The organism is Synechococcus sp. MIT S9508 (assembly GCF_047303045.1).
GTDB lineage: Bacteria > Cyanobacteriota > Cyanobacteriia > PCC-6307 > Cyanobiaceae > Synechococcus_C.
Genome location: NZ_CP138941.1, coordinates 1,245,456 through 1,261,020 on the forward strand (window position 1 = coordinate 1,245,456; position 15,565 = coordinate 1,261,020).

At 58.8% G+C, this 15,565-nt stretch carries 19 protein-coding genes and 1 tRNA gene; 8 read left to right on the forward strand and 12 right to left on the reverse strand.

The genetic code is table 11. The features are described 5' to 3' along the window. Nucleotides 1-37: 37 nt before the first annotated feature. Genes SIB42_RS06455 through SIB42_RS06470 form a run of 4 tightly spaced genes read left to right on the forward strand, consistent with a single transcriptional unit; the run spans nucleotide 38 to nucleotide 2,313 of the window. Nucleotides 38-895 (forward strand): ABC transporter permease, encoded by an 858-nt coding sequence (locus SIB42_RS06455; protein WP_067092789.1) that lies wholly within the window; start codon nucleotides 38-40, stop codon nucleotides 893-895. A 4-nt stretch (nucleotides 896-899) separates the two neighbouring features. Continuing rightward, nucleotides 900-1,388, forward strand: coding sequence for a hypothetical protein (locus SIB42_RS06460; RefSeq protein ID WP_156485080.1), 489 nt, complete (start codon nucleotides 900-902; stop codon nucleotides 1,386-1,388). A gap of 6 nt (nucleotides 1,389-1,394) precedes the next feature. After that, nucleotides 1,395-2,111: an N-acetylmannosamine-6-phosphate 2-epimerase gene (locus SIB42_RS06465; protein WP_067092793.1), complete on the forward strand. Its 717-nt coding sequence runs from the start codon at nucleotides 1,395-1,397 to the stop codon at nucleotides 2,109-2,111. A 19-nt stretch (nucleotides 2,112-2,130) separates the two neighbouring features. Beyond that, complete coding sequence (locus SIB42_RS06470; protein WP_067092795.1) at nucleotides 2,131-2,313, forward strand: hypothetical protein; 183 nt, start codon at nucleotides 2,131-2,133, stop codon at nucleotides 2,311-2,313. 25 nt (nucleotides 2,314-2,338) lie between these two features. On the opposite strand, the gene groL is transcribed toward SIB42_RS06470, so the two are convergent. Continuing rightward, nucleotides 2,339-4,000, reverse strand: coding sequence for a chaperonin GroEL (gene groL, locus SIB42_RS06475; RefSeq protein WP_067093115.1), 1,662 nt, complete (start codon nucleotides 3,998-4,000; stop codon nucleotides 2,339-2,341). Nucleotides 4,001-4,129: 129 nt separating this feature from the next. Here groL and SIB42_RS06480 point away from each other — a divergent pair, with 129 nt between their 5' ends. After that, nucleotides 4,130-4,306: a hypothetical protein gene (locus tag SIB42_RS06480; protein ID WP_115125113.1), complete on the forward strand. Its 177-nt coding sequence runs from the start codon at nucleotides 4,130-4,132 to the stop codon at nucleotides 4,304-4,306. A 25-nt stretch (nucleotides 4,307-4,331) separates the two neighbouring features. On the opposite strand, the gene fabG is transcribed toward SIB42_RS06480, so the two are convergent. Genes fabG through SIB42_RS06495 form a run of 3 tightly spaced genes read right to left on the reverse strand, consistent with a single transcriptional unit; the run spans nucleotide 4,332 to nucleotide 7,062 of the window. Then, the gene (fabG, locus tag SIB42_RS06485; RefSeq protein WP_067093116.1) at nucleotides 4,332-5,084 is read right to left on the reverse strand and encodes a 3-oxoacyl-[acyl-carrier-protein] reductase; all 753 of its coding nucleotides are present in this window, start codon (nucleotides 5,082-5,084) and stop codon (nucleotides 4,332-4,334) included. Between the two features lie 47 nt (nucleotides 5,085-5,131). Next, nucleotides 5,132-6,232, reverse strand: coding sequence for a potassium channel family protein (locus SIB42_RS06490; protein ID WP_082824961.1), 1,101 nt, complete (start codon nucleotides 6,230-6,232; stop codon nucleotides 5,132-5,134). Continuing rightward, nucleotides 6,232-7,062 carry a glycosyltransferase family 9 protein gene (locus SIB42_RS06495; RefSeq protein ID WP_067092798.1) on the reverse strand — a complete coding sequence of 277 codons (831 nt, stop codon included), beginning with the start codon at nucleotides 7,060-7,062 and terminating at the stop codon, nucleotides 6,232-6,234. The genes SIB42_RS06490 and SIB42_RS06495 overlap by 1 nt, the downstream gene beginning before the upstream one ends. A gap of 72 nt (nucleotides 7,063-7,134) precedes the next feature. On the opposite strand from SIB42_RS06495, the gene ispD reads away from it, so the two are divergent. Next, entirely contained in the window at nucleotides 7,135-7,806 is a 672-nt protein-coding gene (gene ispD / locus SIB42_RS06500) for a 2-C-methyl-D-erythritol 4-phosphate cytidylyltransferase (protein WP_067093118.1), read from the forward strand. Here ispD and SIB42_RS06505 read toward each other — a convergent pair. After that, entirely contained in the window at nucleotides 7,797-8,714 is a 918-nt protein-coding gene (locus SIB42_RS06505; RefSeq protein WP_067092801.1) for a S66 peptidase family protein, read from the reverse strand. The two genes, ispD and SIB42_RS06505, sit on opposite strands and share 10 nt — an antisense overlap. Then, on the reverse strand, nucleotides 8,714-9,607 hold the full coding sequence (locus SIB42_RS06510; protein ID WP_067093119.1) for a 4-hydroxybenzoate polyprenyltransferase: 894 nt from the start codon (nucleotides 9,605-9,607) through the stop codon (nucleotides 8,714-8,716). The genes SIB42_RS06505 and SIB42_RS06510 overlap by 1 nt, the downstream gene beginning before the upstream one ends. A gap of 151 nt (nucleotides 9,608-9,758) precedes the next feature. On the opposite strand from SIB42_RS06510, the gene SIB42_RS06515 reads away from it, so the two are divergent. After that, nucleotides 9,759-11,369, forward strand: coding sequence for a Ppx/GppA phosphatase family protein (locus SIB42_RS06515; RefSeq protein ID WP_231856319.1), 1,611 nt, complete (start codon nucleotides 9,759-9,761; stop codon nucleotides 11,367-11,369). On the opposite strand, the gene SIB42_RS06520 is transcribed toward SIB42_RS06515, so the two are convergent. Beyond that, nucleotides 11,353-12,144, reverse strand: a complete 792-nt coding sequence (locus tag SIB42_RS06520) for a helix-turn-helix domain-containing protein (RefSeq protein WP_082824962.1) — start codon at nucleotides 12,142-12,144, stop codon at nucleotides 11,353-11,355. The two genes, SIB42_RS06515 and SIB42_RS06520, sit on opposite strands and share 17 nt — an antisense overlap. Before the next feature lie 164 nt (nucleotides 12,145-12,308). Here SIB42_RS06520 and SIB42_RS06525 point away from each other — a divergent pair, with 164 nt between their 5' ends. After that, complete coding sequence (locus SIB42_RS06525) at nucleotides 12,309-12,689, forward strand: hypothetical protein (protein WP_156485081.1); 381 nt, start codon at nucleotides 12,309-12,311, stop codon at nucleotides 12,687-12,689. Between the two features lie 134 nt (nucleotides 12,690-12,823). Here the strand turns inward: SIB42_RS06525 and SIB42_RS06530 are convergent, their stop codons facing one another. The 5 genes from SIB42_RS06530 to lgt all read right to left on the reverse strand — a co-directional run bounded on the left by SIB42_RS06530 (nucleotide 12,824) and on the right by lgt (nucleotide 15,547). After that, nucleotides 12,824-13,015, reverse strand: a complete 192-nt coding sequence (locus SIB42_RS06530) for a hypothetical protein (RefSeq protein WP_067093121.1) — start codon at nucleotides 13,013-13,015, stop codon at nucleotides 12,824-12,826. A gap of 220 nt (nucleotides 13,016-13,235) precedes the next feature. Continuing rightward, nucleotides 13,236-13,529 carry a DUF1330 domain-containing protein gene (locus tag SIB42_RS06535; RefSeq protein ID WP_067093122.1) on the reverse strand — a complete coding sequence of 98 codons (294 nt, stop codon included), beginning with the start codon at nucleotides 13,527-13,529 and terminating at the stop codon, nucleotides 13,236-13,238. Nucleotides 13,530-13,834: 305 nt separating this feature from the next. Beyond that, a tRNA-Val gene (locus SIB42_RS06540) sits at nucleotides 13,835-13,906 on the reverse strand. Nucleotides 13,907-13,943: 37 nt separating this feature from the next. Continuing rightward, nucleotides 13,944-14,699, reverse strand: a complete 756-nt coding sequence (cobM, locus tag SIB42_RS06545) for a precorrin-4 C(11)-methyltransferase (protein WP_067092808.1) — start codon at nucleotides 14,697-14,699, stop codon at nucleotides 13,944-13,946. Further along, nucleotides 14,696-15,547: a prolipoprotein diacylglyceryl transferase gene (gene lgt / locus SIB42_RS06550; protein WP_067093124.1), complete on the reverse strand. Its 852-nt coding sequence runs from the start codon at nucleotides 15,545-15,547 to the stop codon at nucleotides 14,696-14,698. The genes cobM and lgt overlap by 4 nt, the downstream gene beginning before the upstream one ends. Between the last annotated feature and the right edge of the window lie 18 nt (nucleotides 15,548-15,565).

Here is a 15,565-nt window from a genome sequence, read left to right on the forward strand (position 1 = left end):
TGCCTCCCCTGATGTTCTCTCAGTTTCCGTCCCTTCAATGACCAGTCCTGCCCTCGGTACAAATCCCTCCAACTCCGACAACGGCTCGGCGATTGCCGAGCTTCTGCAGGAAACCTTCGCTCTCACGCGACGTCTGTTCCTTCAGCTGCAACGGCGGCCTTCCACGTTGGTAGCCGGTGTGCTCCAGCCATTGATCTGGCTGGTTCTGTTTGGTGCGCTGTTCTCACGCGCACCCGAGGGACTGCTGCCGGGAGGCATGAGCTATGGGCGTTTTCTCGGAGCGGGGGTGATTGTGTTCACCGCGTTCAGTGCTGCGCTCAATGCAGGGCTTCCAGTGATGTTCGACCGTGAATTCGGCTTTCTGAACCGCCTTTTGGTCGCTCCGCTGCGCAGTCGCAGTTCGATTGTTCTGGCTTCTGTCATCTACATCACGACGTTGAGTCTTGTGCAGAGCCTGGCGATCATGCTCACGGCATCTCTGCTCGGTTATGGGTGGCCAGGCGCGGCTGGTTTGCTGCTGGTGATGGTCACGTTGCTGCTGCTGGTGTTCGCAGTCACAGCATTGAGTCTCGGACTGGCCTTTGCCCTGCCGGGTCACATCGAACTGATTGCGGTGATCTTTGTGGCCAACCTGCCCCTGCTGTTCGCGAGCACGGCATTGGCCCCTTTGAGTTTCATGCCTCCCTGGCTGGGCTGGCTTGCATCGCTAAATCCCCTTACCTTCGCGATTGAACCCATTCGTGCCGCATATGCCGGCCCGCTTGATCTGTCATCGGTTCTCTTGGAAGCGCCTTACGGATCCGTTACAGGCACCACCTGCCTTCTGGTGTTGACGCTGCTGACGGCCGCCTTGTTCCTCCTGATCCGCCCTCTGCTCAATCGCAAGCTTGCCTGATTCCGTGAACCATTCCCCTTACCAGCATCAGGACCCTCGTCAGATCAGCCTTCAGCAATTGATTGAACAGGCGCTGCAACAGGACGATCAACCGTTGCTGACCCGATTGGAACAGCAGTGGGTTCATCGCTTCGGTGTCGACTCTCTGCCGGAAGGTTTGCTGGCTTCTGAAGACTCTTCGCCACCATCCATGGCACAGCCAGTGGCTGAGGTTGCTCCGATCGCTTCGCCTGAATCGAGTGCAGCGCCTGATGCACCTGAGGCCAAACCCGAAGCAACATCAGCTGTGGAATCTGAGCCCCCTAGTCCTGGGCTGAATCGTTTCAGCGCGTTGTTGAAAAACTGTCTGGATGACGTGGGTCGCGTAGTGGATCCTGAGATCAGCGCCGACACGCCGGCCCCGAGTCTTCGCCCGGTTCCAGCGGCCGGTCCTCAACGACTACGCCGCTGGCTGACACCTGTCAGCCAGCATGATCTGCCCAAAGCGTCCTGAGACGTCATGGTCGTCTCGTCCGAGAGTCGCTTGTCCCGGGACCATCTCCAGGGCGGCTTGATCATTTCGGTTCAGGCCCCGGAGGGTTCTCCGATGCGTCATCCCGATGTGATCGCCGCCATGGCCGAAGCCAGTCTTCGCAATGGTGCCGTCGGGGTGAGGCTTGAGAGCCCGGAGCACATCGGAGCGGTTCGGGAGCGTTGCCCGGATGCTCTGATCGTGGGCCTCTGGAAACGCTCCTTCCCTGACAGCTCCGTTTATATCACGCCTCGTTGGGAGGACATCAGGGCTGTCTGGGCTGCCGGTGCCGATGTGATTGCGCTGGATGCCACCGCCCGCAAGCGGCCCTCGGGCCAAGAGCTTGAGATGCTGATCGAGCAAGCGAGAACAGAGCTTGGTGCAACTCTGATGGCGGATGTCGACAGTGTTGAAAACGGCCTGAGGGCTGCGGCTCTGGGATGTGATTGGGTTGGAACGACCCTGTTTGGCTACACAGAAGACACCGCTCAGCTGTCTCCGCCGGCCATGAACCTGTTACATCCCTTGAGAGAGCAGCTTCCCTCTTCAACACTGCTGGTTTGCGAGGGGGGCATCGCTTCGGCTGTCATCGCAGCTGATGCCATCGATGGTGGCGCGGACGCGGTGGTTGTTGGGACAGCCATCACCGGTGTTGATCTCCAGGTGGCGGCCTATTGCAGGCACCTGAAAAGGCAGACTGTCTGAGTCCCGCGAGACTCATGCCATGTTGCGCCTGATTTCCCTCCCGGCGATGGTCGGCGGACTGGTTCTGGCTCTGCCTGTTGCAGGTTTACCGATGGGCGAGCTCCAGGCTCTGAACAGAGAGCTGGGCCATCTCTGCAGCAAGCCCCCGCGAGAAGCACTGGCAGTTTGTCGGATTCACGCACGCCTGGTTCAGGTTCTCTGAGCAGAACCAGACATGCGTTGACGCTTTACATCATTCCGGGCATTCCCATACCGCCCATGCCACCCATGCCGCCCATTCCACCCATGGGATCACCGCCGGCTGCTGGCGGAGCAGCGGGCTCAGGTTTGTCGGCCACAACCACTTCAGTTGTGATCAGCAGTGATGCAATCGAAACAGCGTCCTGAAGTCCAAGGCGGACCACCTTGGCGGCATCAAGGATGCCCGCCTGCAGTAGATCCTCGTAATTGCCCGACACGGCATTGAATCCCTGGCCGGAGCGTTGCACCTGCTCCACGACGATATCCCCGTTCGCGCCGGCATTGATGGCGATCTGCTTGAGGGGAGCACTCAGGGCGCGCTGGACAATCTCCACGCCAGTTCGCTGATCACCTTGCAGCTCAGCAGCAACGGAATCAAGGGTTCCTGCCAGTTGCAGCAATGTGGAGCCACCCCCGGCAACAATGCCTTCCTCAACGGCGGCTCTGGTGGCATTCAGGGCATCTTCGATGCGCAGCTTGCGGTTTTTGAGCTCCGTTTCGGTGGGTGCTCCCACCTTGATCACGGCAACGCCACCAGCGAGTTTGGCAATGCGTTCGGTGAGCTTTTCGCGGTCGTACTCCGACTCGGTGTTGTCGAGTTCACGCCGAATGGAGGCCACACGCTCTGTCACTGCGTCTCGGCTTTCCTCGCCAGCGACGATCGTCGTGCTTTCCTTGCTGATCGTGATTCTGCGGGCGCGGCCGAGATCGGCGAGTGTGACCTTCTCGAGGGTCATCGCCCGGTCTTCGCTGATCACTGTGCCGCCGGTGAGGATGGCGATGTCTGCCAGTGCAGCTTTACGGCGCTCGCCAAACGATGGAGCACGCACAGCAGCGACCTGCAGAACGCCGCGGTTTTTGTTGACCACCAGGGTTGCCAGAGCTTCCCCGTCCACCTCTTCGGCCAGAACCACCAGGGGAGAGCCGGACTGCTGAACGGCTTCTAGAACCGGTACCAGGTCGGCCACTGCACTCACTTTGCGGTCAGTGAGCAACAGCAGTGCGTTGTCGAATTCGCAGATCTGGCGGTCACCGTCGGTGACGAAATAAGGGGAGCTGTAGCCACGGTCGAAGGCCATGCCTTCAGTGACATCGAGCTCAGTGGCCAGCGATTTGGATTCTTCGACGGTGATCACTCCGTCGACGCTGACCTTATCCATCGCTTCTTTGACCATCTGACCCACCTCTTCATCGCCGCCGGCGCTGACCGTGGCCACCTGACGGATGGCATCTCCGCTGACGGCCTGGCTTCGCTCAGCAAGACCTTTAACCACATGTTCAACCGCCGCTTCCATGCCACGGCGAAGTTCGATCGGGCTGGCTCCTGCTGCCGTGTTGCGCAGACCTTCCTCCACCATGGCTTGCGCCAGCACGGTCGCTGTGGTGGTGCCATCTCCGGCTTTGTCTTTGGTCTTGGACGCCACCTGCTGGATCAGTTTGGCGCCGATGTTTTCGAAGGGATCCTCGAGCTCGATCTCCTTCGCAATCGTGTCGCCGTCATTGATGATGTCGGGTGCTCCGAATGACTTCTCAAGCACCACGTTGCGACCGCGTGGACCAATAGTGACGCGCACTGCATCGGCGAGAGCATTCATCCCCCGCTCCAGCGCAGCGCGAGATTCATCCGAAAAACTGAGAAGCTTGGCCATGATCGACACTTACCCGTTCGTCAATGTCCCACAACGACAGGACTCTTGACTTCCTGCTGGAAGTGGGGAAAGCCGAATCATCGGGCGCTGATCTCTGCTGGAGGGGGCTGCGCTCGTTAGCGTTGATTCATGGCCAATTCAGGAGCACTGTTCTTTGTTCTGCTGGCCGGTCTGGCCGGGATCATGGCCTTGGTCTACGTGCCGTTGCGGATATTTCTTACCGCAACAGAGCGCAGCCGCAGATTCAGATTGCTGCAGCGGATCCGCAAATTGAGGGATGAACTGGGTCAACCTCTTGAGCCTTAACGCAGCAGGCCGCAGCTGACCTTGCTCAGCCCATCACCATGCCGCCGTCAACCTGCAGAACCTGACCGGTGATGTAGGCCGCAGCAGGGTCAGCTGCCAGAAACCGCACAGTCCCGGCGACCTGTTCCGGGGTTCCGAATTGACCCAGGGGGATGGCCGCGAGAATGCCTTCCGCATCCAGGTCCTTGGTCATGTCGGTGGCTATGAAGCCCGGAGCCACGGCATTCACGGTGATGCCACGGCTGGCCATCTCCTTGGCGGTGCTTCTGGTGAACCCCACGACGCCGGCTTTGGCTGCGGCGTAATTGGACTGTCCAGCATTGCCCATCAGGCCAACGACAGAGGTGATGTTGATGATCCGTCCACTTTTCTGCTTGAGCATTGGGCGGGTCACCGCCCTGGTGCAGAGGAAGACACCACTCAGGTTCAAATTGATGACGGCTTGCCAGTCTTCGGTCTTCATCCGCATCAGCAGACCGTCGCGGGTGATGCCAGCGTTATTGACCAAGACGTCGATCCGGCCACTCCGCTCGATCACGGACTTGATCAGGCCATTGACAGCGTCCTCCTCGGCAACGTTGGCCTGAAGGGCATAGGCCTGACCACCAGCTTCCTTGATCTCATTGACCACCGCATTGGCTGCATCAGGTGAGCTGGAATAGTTCACGACCACCTCCGCACCCGCCTCAGCCAGGGCGAGGGCAACGGAGCGACCGATTCCTCGGCTGGCGCCGGTTACCAGAGCGATCTGGCCATCAAGGGTGCGGATGCTGTTCATGCAAGGACCTGTGATCCGCTGATCGTACGGACCTGCAGGACCAGCTTTCATTCATTCGTTTGCATGCCTCGCATCGTTTCCACCTCGTCAATGGCATCGCCAAGAATTTGACGAAGATCTTGCAGTTGCTGCTTGCTTCCCATCACCACAAGCATCTGTCCTGGGGCCAAGGTGACTTCGCCATTGGGATTGGCCAACAGGGTGTTGTTGTCACGGATGGCGAGCACCATGGCTCCAGTGCGTCGTGCCAAGTCAAGGTCCTGCAGGCTGCGGTGGGCGATCTGACTCATCAGTAGGGGGTCTTCACTGAGGCGGAATTCTTCGATTTCGCAGTCGGATCCCGCAAGTAGATCCGTGAAGTCGACCGCCAGTGGTCGCAGGGCCGTCGTCGCCATCAGCCGACCACCGGCCACGTAAGGGCTCACCACCACACTGGCGCCTGCCAGTTCAAGTTTCGCCGCCGCTTCCTCGCTGTCAGCCCGTGCGATCAGACGACAGCGCTGCTCAAGTCCGCGGGCGCTCAGGATCACGTAGAGATTGGCTGCATTGCTCGGTAGTGCGGTCACCAGGCTTCGGCAACGATCGAGCCCTGCCTCCATCAAGGTTTCGTCCAGGGTGGCGTCGGCCTGGAGCACTTGGAGTCCGCGTTCTTCAGCAGCTTGTTTTCGCAAGGGGTCAAGTTCGACCACGAGCACCGGTGCTTGTTCGAGGAGCAGCTGCTCACCGATCTCACGACCGATCCTGCCGTAGCCGCAAAGAATGACGTGGTCTTGCATGCGCCGCAGCATCCGGCGAAACCTCAGCTCCCGTACCTGACGGAAGTATCCGGATTCTGACAACCCCAGCACGCGCTGAATCGAGAGCTGAACAACCAGCAGTCCTCCGGCAATGATCAACACCGTGACCAACCGCCCTGGCTGGGACAGAGGCTCCACTTCTCCGTAGCCAATGGTGCTGATCGTGATCAGCACCATCCAGAGGCAATCTCCCCAATCCCATCCTTCGGTGATTCGGTAACCGATGGCTCCGCCGAGGACCAACACGGTCAGTGCAAGACCTGGCACTAACCAGGGCCTCGCGAGGTGTCTCAGTTGACGGCTACGGCCACTGAGTAGATCGTGTCGTCTGCTCCGCCGGGAGCGCATCATCAGAAGCCGAGAGCTTGCATCACGTCAGAGACCGTGAGTGAGGACAGATCCTCGCGATCAAGTCTGCGAATCATCTCTCTTTCGGGAAGCTGGTCCGCTTTGGCGCCCAAGGCAACCAGAGGCAGCCCGCAGTAGGTGGCCATCAACTGGGTTAGGGAACAACTGCTCAGAACGACATCAGCGCAGGCCACGGCAGCGGCTCGCTCGGCGACGGGCAGGTTGGTCGGCAGAACAAGGCTGCGCAATTGGGGCAGCTTGTTGCGGATGGTCTCCGGGAGTGACGCCCAGCGTTCCTGAGGCCAGTCACCAGGGAATGCGCCGGGGGCTAGCAGCAGCAGGGGGCCATCTCCTGATGGCTGAGCACTGCGGGCTTTCTCCATGGCACTCGCAGGCAGGCTGAGGCGGAAGGCATCGGCATTCAGAGAAACGCCCATCGGGGACAGAAAAGCTTCAAGCTTCTGGGGTGTCCAGCCTGATTCCACCGTGGCGGATGCCGTACTGGCGAAGCCTTCCGTGGCCACCCGCATGGGGATATGGCTCATTGACAGCATTAAATTCACCTGCCTTCCGGTGGCGAAATTGAGGCATGCCTGGAAGTCAGGCTCCCTGACCAGTCCCAGAAGATTGGCCCAATCCGACAGATTCGGATCCGCCTCGAAGGGGAAGGGAATCACTTTCTTCACCGCCGGAAGCATGGTCCATAACCCGCGATGGGATGGATCGCAGGCCACCTGAAGGCTTGCCTCAAGCTGATCAGCGGCAGCAGCGAGAGCCGGCAGGCGCTCGAGCTGTTGCTGAAGGCTTCCGGGGCTGAGAGCGAGAACGCGCATGAAGCAGCAGCACAGGTGGTGCGAGCTGATTGTATGGAGGCCGTTTCAGACTGCTGGCAGCAGGAGTCGCTTGTGCATCTGTTGATTGCCGCAGCGGGCAGCGGCCGGCGTATGGGAGCTGATCGCAACAAACTGCTGCTGATGCTTCGGGGCAGGCCGCTGCTCGCCTGGACCCTGCGGTCGGCGTTTGCGGCTGAAGCCATCGATTGGATCGGGGTGATCGGTCAGCCTGCGGATCAGAACGAGATTGCCCCCCTTCTGCATGGAGCACCCAAGCCTGTTGCCTGGATCGAAGGTGGCAGCACACGCCAGGAATCGGTGGAGCGAGGCTTGGTCGCATTACCCGGGGAAGCGCGGCATGTCCTGATCCATGACGGTGCCCGCTGTCTGGTCGATCCCAGCCTGTTTAACCGCTGCGCTGCAGCGGTTCTTGGTGGGGATGCGGTGATCGCTGCGACACCGGTCACCGACACGATCAAGCGTGTGGATGGAGGGGGAGTCATCACTGAAACACCGGATCGGGCTGAGCTTTGGGCCGCACAGACGCCCCAGGGTTTTGCTGTTGCTGCCCTGCGGGAAGGCCATGCCCAGGCCAGGGCTTTCGGTTGGTCGGTCACCGACGATGCCTCCTTGTTTGAACGCCTGGGATGGCCAGTCAGGGTGCTGGATGCTGGTCCCGCCAACATCAAGGTCACCACGCCATTCGATCTCATCGTGGCGGAGGCTGTGCTTGCTCAGCGTTGATTCGGCAGCTGCAGAGTCAGGGTGGCGTTGATGCCATCCAATTGGGCGCGAACGCCCAACGGCAGAGCCGCATTGCCTCCGTTTCCGTGACCCACGGGTAAATCCGCAACCACAGGACACCCCAGGTCCTGAGTGCGTTCTCGCAAAACCTGCTCCAGGCTGAACGAGTGAGCTGGATCGCTGTTCTCTGCGTCATCGCAACCGCTGAATCGACCGAATCCAAGGCCTGCCAGATTCTGGAGAACGCCTATCAGCCGCCAGTGGGTGAGCATTCGATCAAGGCGGTAGGGAGCTTCACCCACGTCTTCGATCACCAGGATTGCGCCACGCAGATCGGGTAGGTGATGGCTGCCGAGCAGGTGGGATGCCACCGTGAGATTCACCGTGATCAATGGCCCAGATCCCGTGCCTTCAGCCCAGCTCGTCCCTTGAAGGGACGCAACTGGATGCCCAAACAGCAGATCATGAAGACGCTGTTGGCTCCATGCAGGTTCGCCAGCCAGCGTTGTGACCAATGGTCCATGGATGCCGCCTCCAAAGCCGCTCGCCATGCGGCTGCAGAGCAAGGCCGTGACATCGGAGAATCCAAGAAACCACCCTTCCTTCCAGGGAACGCCACGTTCCAGAAGACGGGCGGCTCCCCAGCCCCCTCTGGCACAGGCCAGCAGTGGGCTCCCCGCATTAGCAGACAGGTCGCTGGATCGTACGCTGTCGCGTCCTGCCAGATAGCCCCAGTGTCGCCCCAGACAGGTCGGGGTGTTCACGTTCAGCCCCCACGACTCGAGCACGGCGATCCCTGCTTGCAGGCTGGCTTCATCGCAGACCGCCGAGCTTGGAGCAGCAATGGTGACGCTGTCGCCCACCTGCAAAGGACTGGGTAATGACCAGGGGTGTGCGGATTGCGGCATCAGACCAGACGTGAAAGCACAAGGCCGATGAGCAGCAACGTACCGATCTGGACCTGACGTCCGAAATGGCGGGCGTAGACCGCTGCTGGCTGTTGCTCACTGGCTTGCAGGGTTTGTGTGGAGCGCCACAAACCAATGGTGGCAATCACCCAGAAGGGCCAGAAAACGATCCCCACATCAGCTGCTGCAGCGGCAATAGCCAGCGACGCTGCTGTGAGCCCATATCCCGCTCGCACGGTTCGGATGGCGTTGCCTCCGAGCGTCAATGCGCTGCTGCGCAGGCCGAGCCGCTTGTCATCCGGACGGTCGGCCATGGCGTAAACCGTGTCGAAGCTGAAGGTCCAGCACAGGGTGGAAAACCAGCAGCCGATCAGGGGGATCGACGGGCTGATGCTGCCTGTGAAGGCAGCCCAGGGGATCAGCACAGCAAAGCCCCAGCAGATGGCCAGCAGTGCCTGAGGGAATGGAAACCAGCGCTTTGCGGATGGGTAGATCAGGATCGGGGGGAGGGCTAGGACGGCCAGCTGCAGGCAGATCAGCATCTGGGACGACAGGCTGAGCACGACCCCCAGGGATAGAGCCAGCAGCAGCACGAGCCCAGCAGTCGCCTGGCTCCGGTTCAATGCACCGCTGGAGAGGGGACGTTGGCGTGTGCGTTCGACCTCTTTGTCAATCCTCTGGTCCCAGAGGTCATTCGCGATGCAACCGGCCCCGCTCACGGCCAGGCCGCCGATCAGGATCTGCACGATCAGTGCTGCAGGGGGCGGGGCGTCCGGTGCGAGCCACAAACTCCAGCCCGCTGGCACGAGAAGGATCAGGCGACCAGTCGGCTTGTTCCATCGTAGTAGTGCCACCCAGGGCGACATGACGCGAGAAAAGGTCGTGCCAGTCACGTGCGCAGAACCCGAAGCTTGAATTTTCGGAACCTTAATCAGCGGCCACCCGGCCCGGAGCACCGATGGCAGAGTGGGCCCGTCTCCATCACGGTGCGCCATGTCAGGTGCCGAGTCTTCCCCAGCGGCCGCGGTGGACCCCAACAATCAGATGGCGAGACAGTCATCGCACCGTGATCCGGGTGGATCGCCAAAAGTCAGAACCGTGGCCGCAATTGATGTGGGCACCAATTCCACCCACATGCTCGTGGCTTCGGTGGATGTGGCATTGGGAACGTTCAGCATCGATCTGGCCGAAAAGTCCAATACCCGTCTGGGGGAAAGAGACCCCGAGACCGGTGAACTGACCCCTGAAGCGATGACCAGAGGGTTGGAGAGCCTTCGCCGTTTTCGCGAGCTGGCTGTAAGCCATCAGGTGGAGCAGGTCGTTGTCGCAGCGACCAGTGCTGTACGAGAGGCACCAAACGGCAGGGACTTCCTGCAAACCATCAAAGATGAACTCGACCTGGATGTGGATCTGGTCAGTGGTCCGGAGGAGGCACGACTGATCTACCTGGGCGTGTTGTCGGGCATGCCCTTCGGCGATCGTCCCCATCTGGTGCTCGATATCGGCGGAGGCTCCACGGAGCTGATCCTGGCGGACGGTCGGGACGCCCGCGCACTCACTAGCACGCGTGTCGGTGCCGTGAGGCTGCAGCGGGATTTCGTCAAGGATGATCCGATCCCTCCCCAACGTCGCTCATTCCTGCAGGCGTTCATCCAGGGCTCGCTGGAACCAGCCGTGGACAAGGTGCACCGACGGATCAAGCCGGGAGAGACTCCGGTGCTTGTCGCGACCAGCGGCACGGCAATGGCTATAGGTGCGTTGGCCGCTAGCGAAGACGACCGGCCACCGCTCAAGCTTCATGGATACAAGGTTTCAAGGCAGCGCCTGAACCGTGTCGTGGACCGTTTGGCCGTCATGACACCGGAGCAGCGCCGTGGTCTGGCGGCCATCAATGATCGGCGCGCGGAAATCATCGTGCCGGGTTCGCTCATCCTGCAAACCACCATGCAGATGCTCGGAGTCGATGAACTGGTTCTGAGCGAGCGGGCGTTGCGCGAAGGGTTGATCGTGGATTGGATGCTGCGCCATGGCCTTCTCGAAGACCGCTTCAGTTTTCAAAGCAGTATCCGCCAGCGCACCGTGGTCCATCAGGTGCAACGTTTTGCGGTCAATCAGGCCCGTGCCGAGCGGGTTGCCAGTCACGCACTCACTCTCTACGACAGCACCCACAAGACCTTGCACCGAGATGACGGATCCGGTCGGGATCTCCTCTGGGCCGCAGCCATGCTTCATGCCTGTGGTCAGCACATCAACCTGAGTGCTTATCACAAGCATTCCTGGTATCTCATTCGCCACGGTGAGCTGCTGGGTTATTCCGAATCCGAACATCTGATGATCGCGGCTATCGCCCGTTATCACCGCCGCAGTCTCCCCAAGAAGCGTCATGAGTCCTGGCAGGCGCTTCAGACCCGGGCTAACCGCAGGACAGTGTCAGAGATGGCGTTGTTACTGCGTTTGGCCGCTGCGCTGGATCGACGCCCCGATCCTGTGGTTCAGACGTTGAAAGCTGAAGTGAAAGGCAGTGATCTGATCCTGGAGCTGGTGCCGGAGCGTGTGAATCAGAACCTCAGCCTTGAACAGTGGAGTCTCGAGAGTTGTGCAGCTCTGGTGAGGGATGTCACCGGTCTGCGCCTCAAGATCAGAGTTCAGGATTGAGTTTGTACCAGCGCACCTGATCGATGGGTCCGAGCGGCTTCGGTGCAGCGTCTCCCTCACTAATCAAAACCAGGTCAGGACGTCCGGGGAGGATCTCCAGTTGTGAATCTGCAGGGAGGATTTTGCTCTCAGAGAGGGTTCCCTCGTACACAACCACGCCTTCGCCATTACGGATTGAGACCCAGCTGGGTTCTGGGCTGCTGATGGAGATCTGTGCTGAAGCTTTGCCCTCGGGTGAAACGGGTGGAGGGGGTGTCGCAGTGGGTTGTTCCACCACCGTGACAGCCTTCATGGAGGCAAGCTCAACGGAGCGACGCTGACTGGCCACCACCATCGCTCCACCGGTGACAGCGCCGATCGCCAGAGCGGCCAGGGCCAGGCGCTGCCAAGGCATCACAGGCCTTTTGCTGCTTTCCGAACTCGTCGAGATACGACCATTGGCGACATCGCTTTTGGCATCAGCACCGGACAGGTTGGTCGTGGTCTTAGGCGCTGGCAAAACGTCTTGAAGTCTGCTGATCAGGGAGTCGCTATCGAGGCCGAGCTTGGAAGCGACCCTGCGGGTCATCGCTTTGATAAAAACCGGTTCTGGAAGTTTCTCCAGTTCACCTGTCTCCAGAGCCTGCAACTGTTCGCTGCCCATCTTTAAAGATTGAGCCAGTTGATCGCAGCTCAGGCCCTGTGTTTCGCGGGCCTGACGGAGCAGGTCACCGATCTCCTGCAGGGTTGAGAAGGTTGCTCCATCCTTCGCCTGCTCGGAATCCGATAACGACATCCGACCCTTACTGAATTCGTTGGAGTGAAATTAAGCTCGATTTTCAGTTCTGTCAGTGCCACGAGGCACACAGAGACAGTTGCCACATCGGAATTCATTCTTTCCTCCCTTGGCATGCGGGTTTTCGGTGATCGTGAGAGAGGGAGTTCAGCATGATGAAATCAATGCGGATCACGCAACTTTTGCTAGATGTTCTGGTGGACACTCAGATCCCCAATCGCATCAACTTCATCGGGGCTCTGGGCCGCTATGAGTCGCCGGAGTCTGCCTCGCGTGCCTGTCATCGCTGGGCGGACTCCGCTGGTCAATACAGCATCCGCAGAACTGGTCTGTGGACCAGCACTTTGCAAAATCCAGTGCAGTTTTGCAAGCAAGAAGCCCATCAATTTGTTGGTTACGAGGTGCCGAAGGAGCGTGCTGCTGAAGTCAGCGACAACCCTGAAGATCCGAAAGGATTTTTAGCAGGTGAAGTGCCAGAGGCGGAGGACTCAGGCAAGCGTTGGCGGTACAGACGCAAACGCTGGTCGCTTGTCATTCCCTTCTGAGCATGGACCCAGACGTTCGCAATCTGGTGATTGCTCAGCTGCTTGTGATCGTGATTCCCGTTGGGACATTGTTCGCCATCTGGCTCTGGATGCTCACGCTCCGTCAACGCTGATTGGAGCTGCGCGTTGAAACTTCAAGCAATGCCAATCATTGGTGCCAGCCATTCAGCATGCACGGCTGAGAGAGCTGTCATGTTGAAAGCATGCACTGCTGGATTGGTTTTATCAGCAACCCAGAGCAGCGCAAAAGGCGCATTGAGGGCGATCTGCATGCGCCATCGCCAAGTGATGATTGCCCAGATTCTTTGAAGAATCGGGTTCTTCATTCCAAGCATCGAATGACCCAGAAAGTGCAAGAATTTTGGCGTATCCACTCACGGAACTGCGGATTGACTTCTGTCGTGATACCAAGTGGTGCTCATGAGCCAAAAAAAAGGAGGGTCCCACCCCTCCTTGGTTCGACGCATCTCCGGTTGATGACCCGAAGACGGATTGATCTTGCACGAAAGTCTTTAAAACATCCGTAGTGATCAACACCTTGAAGATCTAGGCAGTCAATTCTTCTGAGATCGACAGGGTGAGGTCCGAGTGGGGTGTTCGTAGCTCAATCAGAGATTGATAGTCCGTTGACTCATAGGCCGACACGGCTGACTGGAGAGATGGGAACTCGATGATCACATTCAAAGAACCAGGGGTGCCTTCGCGAACATCACACTGAACATCGCGAACCAGAAATTTGGCCCCGACGGTGGGTAGCCATTCAGTGAGTCGACTGATGTAAGGGACCATGGCCAGTGGTGTGTGAATCGTGCCTGTGCTGATCCAGTAGCCCTTTGCCATGACAACAGAAATGTGTTGCACCGAATGTAGTTGGACTTGTCCTGATCGGAGCTGTGCATGAAGCAGGTTTCTGATCACTGAAGCTTGATCACAGCTCAACGACAGGAGTGACAACTGAAGACGGCCAAGACCGCATCCCTTGAGATGCATCACATCCTATGATTTGAATCTCGAATGCGAGACAATTCATCTCTCTGATGATTCTTTAATTCCCGGTTTCTCTGGCCTTTGTTAATGCTGATGTTGCTCAATAACTGCGCATGATAATGAGATAAAAACCCTGCCAAGCAAAGGTTTGAGATGCATGGGCGATACTGGATTCGAACCAGTGACCCCTTCCGTGTGAAGGAAGTGCGCTACCACTGTGCTAATCGCCCGATCGATCAATCCTAAAACACCACCTGTCCGGATTGTTTATCGCTTGGGCCGGAATAAGTGGTCATGATCAGGCGAATAGAGTTTCGATCGCAGATTGGTTGAACGAAAGGCCGGACTGATCACAAACAGCGTGGTGCGAATCAGATTGCGATCGTGTGTGACCTTTGCCATCTGATCGAGAGGCACCAGATCTAACGATTCATCAGGCCAGCTGACCCGGTATCCGATGGCGACCGGGGTGTCTGCGGGGTAATGCTCAAGAAGCGTCGACTGGACCTCGTCCACATGGCGGGCGCTGAGGTAGAGACAGAGCGAGGCCCGCAGGCTGGCCAGGTGCCTCAGCTCTTCGCGTTCCGGAACGCCGGTTCGGCCTCCGCTACGACTCAGCACGATGGTTTGTACAAGGCCTGGGATGGTCAGTTCCGCCTTCAGAGCCGAGGCTGTTGCCTGATATGCGCTGATGCCAGGAACCACTTCCACTTCAATTCCTGCATCGGCAAGTCCGCTGACCTGCTCGCTGAGCGCTCCGTAGAGACAGGGGTCGCCATCGTGAAGACGCACCACGTTCTTCCCGGTGCTCACACGCTCAATCATCAGTGGAAGAACCTGTTCAAGCGTGAGCGTGCTAGTCCGGATCTTTTCGCACCTGGCAGGCGCAAGATCCGCGATCTGAGGCGACACAAGTGAGTCAGTCCAGATCAAAACATCAGCATGGGCAATGCGGTCTTCGGCACGGCGGGTCAGTAGATCAAGTGCTCCCGGGCCAGCACCCACGATTGAGATCATGCTCATGAAGGGTCTGCCTTCTTGAGGCCGGGATCCGGAAGTGGCGACTTGCGTCCATACAGCCAGAACAGACCGAAGCCGGCGATGGACATCAAACTGAGGCTCATCAGCTGAGCAATGCGCAAGCCACCATCACAGAACGGAGGTTGTCCGCCAAGGCAGAGCGGGTCGATCCTCAGGCCTTCGATCCAGATGCGGCCAAGGCTGTAGCTGAGCAGATAGATGCAGCTGAGAGCTCCTGATGGCAGGGAGATTTTGTTTTGGCGGCCGAGCCGGAAAAGCACCATTAACAACACAAAGATTCCAATGTTCCAGAGGGATTCGTAGAGAAATGTGGGGTGGAAGAATTCAGCAGTTTTGAAAACACTTGGCCGGTTTGCTGCGGGAATAAAAAGTTTCCATGGCAGATCGGTGGGGACTCCAAATGCCTCTGAATTGAAAAAGTTTCCCCAGCGGCCAATGGCCTGTCCCAACACCACAGAGGGCACCAACACGTCCAAAACATTCCAGAACGACACCCGTCGCCAACGGCAGAACAAAATCACCGCCAGCGATCCCCCTAAGAGAGCTCCATGGATGGCAATGCCTCCTTTCCAGATTGCGAAGGCATCCCACCATGAGCGTTGGTAGGAATCCCATTCGAAGGCGACGTAATACGTTCTCGCACCGATGACTGCTGCCAGCACAAGGATTGGCAGCAGGTCACTGATCAGATTGGCATCCAGGCCGCGCTGTCGCGCCAGCCAGCTGGAGAGATTGAGTCCGATCAAGACTGCAACCGCAATCAGCAGTCCGTACCAACGCAGTACGAAAGGCCCGAGCTGAAACAGCTCGGGCCCGGGGGAGGTGAAAATTGCAGGGATCAACACTGA

What these genes read in the sequence shown, in the direction of transcription:
- SIB42_RS06455 (WP_067092789.1), top strand. Translation starts at nt 38, where the DNA reads ATGACCAGTCCTGCCCTCGGTACAAATCCCTCCAACTCCGACAACGGC.
- SIB42_RS06465 (WP_067092793.1), top strand. Translation starts at nt 1,395, where the DNA reads ATGGTCGTCTCGTCCGAGAGTCGCTTGTCCCGGGACCATCTCCAGGGC.
- SIB42_RS06470 (WP_067092795.1), top strand. Translation starts at nt 2,131, where the DNA reads ATGTTGCGCCTGATTTCCCTCCCGGCGATGGTCGGCGGACTGGTTCTG.
- groL (WP_067093115.1), bottom strand. Translation starts at nt 4,000, where the DNA reads ATGGCCAAGCTTCTCAGTTTTTCGGATGAATCTCGCGCTGCGCTGGAG.
- SIB42_RS06480 (WP_115125113.1), top strand. Translation starts at nt 4,130, where the DNA reads ATGGCCAATTCAGGAGCACTGTTCTTTGTTCTGCTGGCCGGTCTGGCC.
- fabG (WP_067093116.1), bottom strand. Translation starts at nt 5,084, where the DNA reads ATGAACAGCATCCGCACCCTTGATGGCCAGATCGCTCTGGTAACCGGC.
- SIB42_RS06490 (WP_082824961.1), bottom strand. Translation starts at nt 6,232, where the DNA reads ATGATGCGCTCCCGGCGGAGCAGACGACACGATCTACTCAGTGGCCGT.
- SIB42_RS06495 (WP_067092798.1), bottom strand. Translation starts at nt 7,062, where the DNA reads ATGCGCGTTCTCGCTCTCAGCCCCGGAAGCCTTCAGCAACAGCTCGAG.
- SIB42_RS06505 (WP_067092801.1), bottom strand. Translation starts at nt 8,714, where the DNA reads ATGCCGCAATCCGCACACCCCTGGTCATTACCCAGTCCTTTGCAGGTG.
- SIB42_RS06515 (WP_231856319.1), top strand. Translation starts at nt 9,759, where the DNA reads ATGGCGAGACAGTCATCGCACCGTGATCCGGGTGGATCGCCAAAAGTC.
- SIB42_RS06520 (WP_082824962.1), bottom strand. Translation starts at nt 12,144, where the DNA reads ATGTCGTTATCGGATTCCGAGCAGGCGAAGGATGGAGCAACCTTCTCA.
- SIB42_RS06525 (WP_156485081.1), top strand. Translation starts at nt 12,309, where the DNA reads ATGCGGATCACGCAACTTTTGCTAGATGTTCTGGTGGACACTCAGATC.
- SIB42_RS06530 (WP_067093121.1), bottom strand. Translation starts at nt 13,015, where the DNA reads ATGAAGAACCCGATTCTTCAAAGAATCTGGGCAATCATCACTTGGCGA.
- SIB42_RS06535 (WP_067093122.1), bottom strand. Translation starts at nt 13,529, where the DNA reads ATGGCAAAGGGCTACTGGATCAGCACAGGCACGATTCACACACCACTG.
- cobM (WP_067092808.1), bottom strand. Translation starts at nt 14,699, where the DNA reads ATGAGCATGATCTCAATCGTGGGTGCTGGCCCGGGAGCACTTGATCTA.